This window comes from Streptomyces sp. NPDC059668 (assembly GCF_042734135.1).
Classification (GTDB): Bacteria; Actinomycetota; Actinomycetes; order Streptomycetales; family Streptomycetaceae; genus Streptomyces.
Genome location: NZ_JBHWEL010000002.1, coordinates 1 through 8424, shown reverse-complemented (window position 1 = coordinate 8424; position 8424 = coordinate 1). Strand labels below are relative to the sequence as shown.

The 8424-nt window shown below is 71.4% G+C and carries 8 protein-coding genes; 4 read left to right on the top strand and 4 right to left on the bottom strand.

The genetic code is table 11. The annotated features are described in order from the left end of the window. Window positions 1-99: 99 nt before the first annotated feature. Window positions 100-2832 carry a phosphoenolpyruvate carboxylase gene (ppc, locus tag ACFV2J_RS02470; protein ID WP_385093449.1) on the bottom strand — a complete coding sequence of 911 codons (2733 nt, stop codon included), beginning with the start codon at window positions 2830-2832 and terminating at the stop codon, window positions 100-102. 339 nt (window positions 2833-3171) lie between these two features. On the opposite strand from ppc, the gene ACFV2J_RS02465 reads away from it, so the two are divergent. Both ACFV2J_RS02465 and ACFV2J_RS02460 read left to right on the top strand, forming a co-directional pair. After that, a complete protein-coding gene (locus ACFV2J_RS02465; RefSeq protein WP_385093446.1) occupies window positions 3172-4182 on the top strand; it encodes an acyl-CoA desaturase in 1011 nt (336 codons plus the stop codon). Next, window positions 4179-4859: a TetR family transcriptional regulator gene (locus ACFV2J_RS02460; protein WP_385093443.1), complete on the top strand. Its 681-nt coding sequence runs from the start codon at window positions 4179-4181 to the stop codon at window positions 4857-4859. Before ACFV2J_RS02465 ends, ACFV2J_RS02460 begins: the two co-directional genes overlap by 4 nt. Before the next feature lie 112 nt (window positions 4860-4971). Here the strand turns inward: ACFV2J_RS02460 and ACFV2J_RS02455 are convergent, their stop codons facing one another. Together ACFV2J_RS02455 and ACFV2J_RS02450 are read right to left on the bottom strand one after the other, a co-directional pair. After that, the gene (locus ACFV2J_RS02455) at window positions 4972-5379 is read right to left on the bottom strand and encodes a VOC family protein (RefSeq protein ID WP_385093440.1); all 408 of its coding nucleotides are present in this window, start codon (window positions 5377-5379) and stop codon (window positions 4972-4974) included. Window positions 5380-5381: 2 nt separating this feature from the next. Further along, on the bottom strand, window positions 5382-6188 hold the full coding sequence (locus tag ACFV2J_RS02450) for a trans-aconitate 2-methyltransferase (RefSeq protein ID WP_385093437.1): 807 nt from the start codon (window positions 6186-6188) through the stop codon (window positions 5382-5384). A 133-nt stretch (window positions 6189-6321) separates the two neighbouring features. Here ACFV2J_RS02450 and ACFV2J_RS02445 point away from each other — a divergent pair, with 133 nt between their 5' ends. Further along, window positions 6322-6819, top strand: coding sequence for a MarR family winged helix-turn-helix transcriptional regulator (locus ACFV2J_RS02445; RefSeq protein WP_153290130.1), 498 nt, complete (start codon window positions 6322-6324; stop codon window positions 6817-6819). On the opposite strand, the gene ACFV2J_RS02440 is transcribed toward ACFV2J_RS02445, so the two are convergent. Beyond that, on the bottom strand, window positions 6778-7545 hold the full coding sequence (locus ACFV2J_RS02440) for a LuxR C-terminal-related transcriptional regulator (RefSeq protein ID WP_385437043.1): 768 nt from the start codon (window positions 7543-7545) through the stop codon (window positions 6778-6780). The two genes, ACFV2J_RS02445 and ACFV2J_RS02440, sit on opposite strands and share 42 nt — an antisense overlap. A gap of 301 nt (window positions 7546-7846) precedes the next feature. Between ACFV2J_RS02440 and ACFV2J_RS02435 the strand changes: the two genes are divergently transcribed. Further along, window positions 7847-8290 carry a GNAT family N-acetyltransferase gene (locus ACFV2J_RS02435; protein WP_385093431.1) on the top strand — a complete coding sequence of 148 codons (444 nt, stop codon included), beginning with the start codon at window positions 7847-7849 and terminating at the stop codon, window positions 8288-8290. The last annotated feature ends 134 nt before the right edge of the window (window positions 8291-8424 follow it).

The following is an 8424-nucleotide window of genomic DNA, read 5'->3' as shown; positions in this document are numbered from 1 at the left end:
ACTCGCCCCCGCCTCCTCCCGCACTCGGCGCGGCGCCTCCGCCGGCGCCCGGCGCACCCCCCGCCCCCCCCCCTCACCCCGCCCCCCCGCGTCCGGGGATCAGCCGGTGTTGCGCAGACCGGCCGCCACGCCGTTGACGGTCAGCAGCAGGGCCCGCGACAGCAGCGGGTCGGCTTCCGCGCCGGCCGCGGCCTCGTCGCGCTGCCGCTTGAGCAGGGCGACCTGGAGGTAGGAGATCGGGTCCAGGTAGGCGTCGCGGATCGAGAAGGTCTGCTGGAGCACGGGGTTGGTGTCCAGCAGCTTCTCGCCGCCGGTCACGCGCAGCACTTCGGCGACGGTGAGCCGGTGCTCGGCCTCGATGGTGGCGAACACGTGCTTCAGCTCGTCGGGGACGAGGGTGTCGACGTAGTGCCGGGCGATCCGCAGGTCCGTCTTCGCGAGCGTCATCTCGACGTTGGAGAGGAAGTTGCGGAAGAAGTGCCACTGCTCGTGCATCTCGTCGAGCACGGTGTCGAGGCCGGCCTCGCGCAGGGCCTTCAGACCCGAGCCGACACCGAACCAGCCCGGCACGATCTGCCGCGACTGGGTCCACCCGAAGACCCACGGGATGGCGCGCAGTCCGTCGAGCGAGACGCCCGAGCCGGGGCGGCGGGAGGGCCGCGAGCCCAGGTGCAGGTCGGCGAGCTGGTCGACCGGCGTGGAGGCGAGGAAGTACGTCGGCAGGTCCGGGTCCTCGACGAGCCGCCGGTAGGCGGAGTGGGCGGCCTCGGAGACGACGTCCATGGCCGCGTCCCAGCGGGCCAGTGCCTCGTCGGACTGGCGCGGGGCGGTGTGCAGGGCCGAGGCCTGAAGGGTGGCGGCGACCGTCAGTTCCAGGTTCTCCCGGGCCAGCGAGGGCACCAGGTACTTGTCGGAGATGACCTCGCCCTGCTCGGTCACCTTGATCTCGCCCTCCAGGGTGCCCCAGGGCTGGGCGAGGATCGCGTCGTGGGAGGGGCCGCCGCCGCGGCCGACGGTGCCGCCGCGGCCGTGGAAGAGCCGCAGCCGCACGCCGTACCGGTGGGCGACGTCGCGCAGCCGTCGCTGGGCGCGGTGGATCTCCCACTGGGAGGTCGTGATGCCGCCGAACTTCGAGGAGTCGGAGTATCCGAGCATGACCTCCTGGACGTCACCGCGCAGCGCCACGAGACGGCGGTAGGAGGGGTCGGCGAGCATGTCGTCCAGGATCACGTCGGCGGCGCGGAGCTCGTCGGTGGTCTCCAGGAGCGGCACGATGCCGATCTTCGCCCAGCCGCCGTGCAGGTCGAGCAGACCCGCCTCGCGGGCGAGGACCGCGGCGGCGAACACGTCGTCGGCGCCCTGGCACATCGAGATGATGTACGACTCGACGACCTCGGGTCCGAACACCTCCAGGGCCCGCTTCACCGTCTGGAAGACGCCGATGGTCTTCTCGCCGGCGGCGTCGACCGGGGCCGGGGTCGGGGCCAGCGGGCGCCGGGAGCGCAGTTCCTTGGCGAGGAGCTTGGCGCGGTACTCGCGGGGCATGTCGGCGTAGCGCCAGGACTCCTCGCCGAGCCGGTCGAAGAGCTGGCCGAGGGCGTGGTGGTGGGCGTCCGCGTGTTCGCGTACGTCCATGGTGGCGAGCTGGAGACCGAAGGCGGCCAGCGTGCGGATGGTGCGGTTCATCCGGCCGTCGGCGAACAGCGCGCCGCGGTGCTCGCGCAGCGAGCTCTGGATGAGGGTGAGGTCGCGCAGCAGCTCGGCGGTGCCGAGGTAGTCGCGGCCGGCCTCGTGCGGGATGTTCCGGGCGAGGCGCTGCTTGGTGTTCTCCAGCTTCTGGCGGATGCAGGTGGCCTTGAGCCGGTAGGGCTCCTCGGCGTTCAGCCGCTTGTAGCGGGGGCTGATCTCCGGCAGCCGCTCCAGGTCGGCGCGGAGGGAGTCCAGCAGTTCCTCGGTGGCGCCGGTGTACCGGATCGAGTTCGACAGGAAGCCGCGCAGCTCGTCGATCATCTCCAGCGCGTCGTTGATGCCGTGCTCGTGCTGGAGGATCAGGACGTCCCAGGTGACCTCGGGGGTGACGTTCGGGTTGCCGTCACGGTCGCCGCCGATCCAGGTGCCGAAGGTCAGCGGCCGGGTCTCGTCGGGCACCTTCACGCCGACGCGCTCCAGCTCGGCGGTGAGGTCCTCCAGTACGTCCCCCACGGCGCCGGCGTGCAGTTCGTCCAGGTAGTAGATGGCGTTGCGGGCCTCGTCGGCGGGTTCGGGGCGGACCACGCGCAGCTCGTCGGTCTGCCACACGAGGTCGATGTTCTCCGCCAGCCGGGTGTCGTGGCGGCGGCGGTCGGCCTCGATGACGGGGGTTTCGAGGAGGGCGGCGATACGGCGCAGCTTGTTGAGGACCGAGCGGCGGGCCGCCTCCGTCGGGTGCGCGGTGAAGACGGGGCGGACGTTGAGGTTCTTGACCGTCTCGCGCAGGTGCTCCGGGTCGGCGTCCTTGAGCCGGTCGGCGGTCCGGGAGAGCAGTCCGCCCTCGGCGGCCCGCTTGGCGCGCAGCTCACGGCCGCGGTGCACCTGCTCGGTGACGTTCGCCAGATGGAAGTAGGTCGAGAACGCGCGGACCAGCTTGGCCGCGGTCTCCAGCTCGGTGCCGCGCAGCAGCTCGGCGGCGGCCTCGCCGTCCTCGCGGGTCAGGCGGCGGACCTTCTCGACCAGTTCCAGGAGCTCGGGGCCCTCCTGGCGGACGAGGGTCTCCCCCAGCAGGTCGCCCAGGCGCCTGATGTCGGCGCGCAGCTCGCTGCTGGTCGTCGTGGTCTGGTCGTCGGCACTGCTCACAGGTGCGGCTCCTTGCAGTGTGGAAGCTCGGCTGAAGAGTGTGGAAGCTCGTCTGAAGCTCGTCTGAGGGGGAACCCGGGTGACGACCGCGCGGCGGCTGCCGCTTAGGGACGTGGCATCCGGGAATAAACAGAACGGACCGCGCTGTCCGACCGACTCCAAGGATAGGTGTCCAGGTGGACGCGCAGGGTCTCGGGCTGTTGCCGCTCGGCAGCGCACTGCCATACTTACGATGCCGTAGGTTACGGAAGCGTAGGGTTTCCCGTCAGACAGCGGGGCCACCCTGGGAGCCCGTACCCGGCCACTCTTCCCCACCCTCGAATCCCACAGGGGACGCCCATGCGCACGAGCTCCGATGTGATCGACGACGCCCCGGGGGCGAACGACGATCCCTCACTCCCCCAGGCCACCCTGGGCGGAGAGAAGAAGGGGTCACTCGAACAGCTCACGCTCCTCCTCTTCATCATCGTCCCGTTCCTCGCGCTGCTCGCCGCGGTACCGCTGGTCTGGGGCTGGGGGGTGAGCTGGCTGGATCTCGGCCTGCTGGTCTTCTTCTACTACCTGGGCTGCCACGGCGTGACGATCGGCTACCACCGCTACTTCACGCACGGGTCCTTCAAGGCGAAACGCCCGCTGCGGATCGCGGTCGCGATCGCGGGGTCGATGGCGGTCGAGGGCCCGGTGGTCCGCTGGGTCGCCGACCACCGCAAGCACCACAAGTTCTCCGACGCCGAGGGCGATCCGCATTCGCCGTGGCGCTACGGCGAGACGGTCCCGGCGCTGATGAAGGGCCTGTGGTGGGCGCATATCGGCTGGATGTTCGATGAGGAGCGGACCTCGCAGGAGAAGTACGCCCCGGACCTGATCAAGGACCCGGCCATCCGTGCGATCTCGCGCCAGTTCATCTACTGGACCCTGCTCTCGCTCGCGCTGCCGCCCCTGATCGGCGGTCTGGCGACGATGTCCTGGTGGGGCGCGTTCACCGGCTTCTTCTGGGGCTCACTCGTCCGGGTGGCCCTGCTGCACCACGTGACCTGGTCGATCAACTCGATCTGCCACGCGGTGGGCAAGCGTCCGTTCAAGTCGCGTGACCGTTCGGGCAACGTGTGGTGGCTGGCGGTGCTGTCCTGCGGCGAGTCCTGGCACAACCTGCACCACGCCGACCCGACCTCGGCCCGGCACGGGGTGGAGCGCGGCCAGCTGGACTCCTCGGCCCGGATCATCCGCTGGTGCGAGCAACTGGGCTGGGCGTACGACGTGCGCTGGCCGTCACGCTCGCGTATCGATTCCAAGCGCGACACCGACGGGTCCGCCGCCCGGCGCAAGACGGAAGCCCCCGACCCGGCATGATTGACGGCGTGGCGACCGACTCCAGCAGCACCCAAGGCAGCAACGAAAAGCCGCGGCGTGCGCGTCGCACCCGCATGACCGGTGCCGAGCGCCGTCAGCAGCTGCTGGAGATCGGCCGCACGCTGTTCGCCGCGAAGGGTTTCGAGGGCACGTCGGTGGAGGAGATCGCGGCCAAGGCGGGCGTCTCCAAGCCGGTGGTCTACGAGCACTTCGGCGGCAAGGAGGGCCTGTACGCGGTGGTGGTGGACCGCGAGATGCGCCGGCTGCTGGACATGGTCACCGGCTCCCTGACGGCGGGCCACCCGCGGGAACTGTGCGAGCAGGCCGCGTTCGCCCTCCTGGACTACATCGAGGAGTACACGGACGGCTTCCGCATCCTGGTCCGTGACTCCCCCATCCCCCAGTCCACGGGTTCCTTCGCCTCGCTCATCTCCGACATCGCCACCCAGGTGGAGGACATCCTGGGCCGCGAGTTCAAGAACCGCGGTTTCGACTCGAAGCTCGCCCCGTTGTACGCGCAGGCGCTGGTCGGCATGGTCGCGCTGACCGGCCAGTGGTGGCTGGACGTCCGCAAGCCCCGCAAGGCGGAGGTCGCCGCGCATCTGGTGAACCTGGCCTGGCACGGCCTGGACGGCCTGGAGCCGAAGCCCCGTCTGATAGGGCACCGCAAGAGCTGAGCGCGCGACCGGGGGCCCGACTCCACCCCCTACGGCCCTCGGATCAGGCGTCTACGTGTCGGCGGCTGCCGGATCCTCTACCTGATCGACGACGAGGTCGTCCGCATCCTCGTCATGAACCTGGGCCGTACGCCCCGACCACCGGCTCCAGGAACTCCAGCCGGTTGCCGACGGGGTCCTCGGAGTAGAAGCGGCGGTGACCGGGCAGGTCGCCGTCCCAGGTCACCCCGGCCCCGTGGGCCTCCAGCCGGGCGGCGTACGCCTCGATGTCCGTGACCCGCAGCCCGGGATGCGCCTTCTTCGCGGGCCGGAACCCCGCCGGCCCCCCGTCCCCGGAAGCGCCCTCGATCCCCAGGTGCAGCTGTACGGCCCCCGCCCGGAACCAGCAGCCTCCGCGGGCGGCCAGGACGGGCGGCTTGGGGATCTCGGTCATCCCCAAGGCGTCGACGTAGTAGCGGCGCAGCAGGTCCTCCGACCCCGGCGGGGCGGCGAGCTGGACGTGGTCGATGGCGGTGAGCACCCTCAGGCCGCCTTCCGCGCGACGGCGAAGATCCGGCGGAAGGGGAACACCGTGCCGTGCCGGGTCGCCGGGTACGCCTCGCGCAGCGCGTCCCGGTACTCGGCGACGAAGGCGTCCGCGTCCGGCCCCAGCTCGGTGAGGACCGGCCGCAGACCGGTCCCCTTCACCCAGTCCAGGACGGGGTCCTCGCCCTGGAGGAGATGCAGGTACGTCGTCTCCCAGACGTCGGCCGCACAGCCGAGGGCGGTGAGCTGCTCCAGGTAGACGGCCGGGCCGTGCACGGCGTCGTCGTGGCGCAGCGCACCGGCCAGGCGGTCCTTCCAGCGGGGGGAGTGGGCCAGTTCGCGCATCAGGCGGTGGCTCGGGGCGTCGAAGTTGCCGGGGACCTGGAAAGCGAAGGTACCGCCGGGGGCGAGGCCCGCCACCCAGTCGGGGAAGCGGGTGACGTGTCCGGGCACCCACTGCAGGGTGGCGTTGCTGATCACCAGGTCGTACGGCTCCTCGGGCGTCCAGGTCCTGGCGTCCGCCGGGGCGAAGTCGAGACGGCCGCCGCCCGGGGTGGGCCCCGCGAGCGCCTCGGCCCGCGCCAGCATCTCCGGGGAGTTGTCCAGGCCGGTGATCCGCGCGGTGGGCCAGCGCTCGGCCAGCGCGGCCGTCACGTTCCCGGGCCCGCAGCCGAGGTCGGCGACGCGGGCCGGGTCACGCGGCAGCTCCGGGACCCGGGCGAGGAGGTCGGCGAAGGGGCGCGCGCGGTGGCCGGCGTGACGCAGGTACTGGCCCGGGTCCCAGGTGGGGGTGGTGGCAGGCATGTGCGGGACCTCCTCGGAGTCGCGTACGGACATCATGTCCGGGCAGGTCTCCACCCTCACATCCAAGTATCTCGACGTCAAGAGACTCCACATCAAGAGACTTCATGTCGACACAACCACTACACTGATCGTCATGGAGGACGAGGTCGATCGGCTGGTCGGAGCGTGGCGCCGGGAGCGCCCTGACCTCGACGTGGAACCGCTCGAGGTACTCAGCAGGGTCAGCAGGCTGGCCCGGCACCTGGACCGCGCCCGCCGGCTGGCGTTCTCCGAGCACAGCCTGGAGCCCTGGGAGTTCGACGTCCTGACCGCGCTGCGGCGCGCCGGCTCCCCGTACCAGCTCTCGCCCGGCCAGTTGCTCACCCAGACCCTCGTCACCTCCGGCACGATGACCAACCGCATCGACCGGCTGACGCAGAAGGGCCTGGTGGAGCGCCTCCCGGACCCGAGCGACCGCCGGGGCGTCCTCGTACGCCTCACGGACGAGGGCCGCGACCGCGCCGATCAGGCGCTGGCCGGACTCCTCGACCAGGAGCGCGCGATCCTGGCGGAACTCAGCAGGGCCCAGCGCGGCGAACTCGCCTCGCTGCTACGCCAGTTGACCGCCCCGTTCGACAACATCCCCGGCTAGGTCGACAGGCCCGACCCCGGCGCGCCGGGCGAGGGCCACGGCGGCGAGCGTCGAGTGCACGCCCAGCTTCCCGAGCACGTTCTGCATATGGGTCCGGACGGTGTGCGGCGAGAGGAACAGGCGCTCGGCGACGGCCTTGCGCCCCAGTCCCGCGACCATGCACCGCAGCACCTCCCGCTCCCGGGGCGTCAGCGACTCCACCAGCCGCTCGCTCTCGGTGCGGTGCTTGCGCGCGGCCGTCAACTCCCGCAGTACACCGGTGAGCAGGGCGGGCGGAAGATGCGTCTCGTCCCGCAGCACACCCCGTATCACGGTGAGCAGCCGTGACAGGGAACAGTCCTTGGCGACCCAGCCCGAGGCACCGGCCTGGAGGGCGAGGGCCGCCCGGCGGGGGTCGTCCTTCTCGGCGAGGACGACGATGCGCACGCCGGGCTGCCCCGCACGGACGCCCGCGACCAGCGAGATCCCGTCGACCAGCCCGTCCTCGTTGCTCTCCTGCACCGGGACGGCGGGCCTGGCGCCCGGCACGTTCCCGCCGAGGTCGGCGTCCACGAGCAGCACGTCGTACCTGCGGCCCTCCGCCGCCGCCCGTTCCAGGCAGCGCAGCGCGGCAGGACCGCTGCCGGCGGCGGACACGTCGACATCGGGCTCGGCGGCCAGAGCCGCGGCGAGCGACTCGGCGAAGATGCGGTGGTCGTCGACGACCAGGACTCGGATGCGAACCACAGAAACCCCCTTCCCCACGCTCCCAAGGAGCAGGGGATACCCCATCGTCGGAGGACGACCCGCGCAGGTACGACACCCGGAGAGAACCCGAACCGGTCTCCGGCTCGGAGAACGGGGCGCCGCACCCGCACGGCCGCCGCCGTGCTGGAAGTGCTACCCCCACTCCGGGTGTCGTACCCGGCTGTCTCGCCCCCTGATCAGCACCGGCCCCCACCGGTGCTGTCCATCAGGGTACGGCCGGGGGCCGGGAGCGGAAGGTAATTTGCAGAACTGATTGTCCGGGGCGTTTAGGGTGAGCCGTATGTTTCGTATCGAGACAGAAGTCGACAAAGGCCGACGCGAACTGCTCCGTCAACGGCTGCTCGACACCAACACGGCGGCGTCTCCCGTCCTGCGCGCGCTGCGCGGCACCCCGGCCGAACGGCAACTTCCGCTCCACGTCTGGGCCTTGGACTCCGCCGGTGACCTCGCGGGCGGCCTCGTCGGGCACACCTGGACGACGTGGCTGCACGTCACGTATCTGTGGGTGGACGGCGTCCACCGGGGTTCCGGCCTGGGCTCCCGCCTCCTCGCCGAGGGGGAGCGTGTGGCGCGCGAGGAGCGGGGCTGTGCCGCCGTCCGGTTGGAGACGTGGGACTTCCAGGCGCCCGAGTTCTACCGGAAGCAGGGGTACGAGGTGGTGTGCGTGGTCCCGGACTATCCGCCGGGGGCCACGGAGTACACGCTGACGAAGCGCCTGGGCTGACCGGGGGTTCCCTCGCCCCCGGCGCCCCTACCCGACCCATCCCTGGGGGCTCCGCCCCCAGACCCCCGCCGTCGCCCGAAGGGCTCGTCCTCAAACGCCGGACGGGCTGGATATGCGCGCCCGCACCACCAGCT